Source organism: Sulfitobacter sp. 15WGC, from assembly GCF_005068605.1.
GTDB classification, from domain to species: domain Bacteria; phylum Pseudomonadota; class Alphaproteobacteria; order Rhodobacterales; family Rhodobacteraceae; genus Sulfitobacter; species Sulfitobacter faviae.
Genome location: NZ_SZNL01000074.1, coordinates 1 through 535 on the forward strand (window position 1 = coordinate 1; position 535 = coordinate 535).

Here is a 535-nt window from a genome sequence, read left to right on the forward strand (position 1 = left end):
CTGCCTCTTGCTCCTTGATCATCCCAATAATCTGCGCCTCGGTAAAACGGCTTTTCCGCATTCGTCTGCTCCTTCAGGGTTGGGCAGACTCTACATCATGGTGAGGGATTTCGCGGGGGGCAGGTCACACGGGATCGAGAACCCCGACATCTCTTATCGCGATAGCCTTGCCGAGGAGCACGGCGAGGACGCAGGGCGCTATTCCCTTATCCTCGCCAACCCGCCCTTTGCCGGTTCACTGGACTATGACACGACGGCAAAGGACCTGCTGAAGGTCGTCAAAACAAAAAAAAACCGAGCTGCTGTTCATGGGTCTTTTCTTGCACCTGATGCGCACTGGCGGACGGGCGGCTGTGGTTGTGCCGGATGGCGTGCTGTTCGGCTCCTCTAAGGCCCACAAAGACATCCGCGGCATGCTGGTCGAGGATCACAAACTCGACGCGATCATCAAGATGCCCTCAGGCGTGTTCCGTCCCTATGCCGGAGTGTCCTGCGCCATTGTGGTGTTCACAAAGACTGGACCTGTCGCGTTTTT

1 pseudogene is annotated in these 535 nt (G+C 57.2%); it reads left to right on the forward strand.

Features of this window, described 5'->3' with window-relative positions:
* Positions 1-127 precede the first annotated feature (127 nt).
* Positions 128-535, forward strand: a pseudogene (locus FCK22_RS18030) (N-6 DNA methylase); the annotation flags it as partial.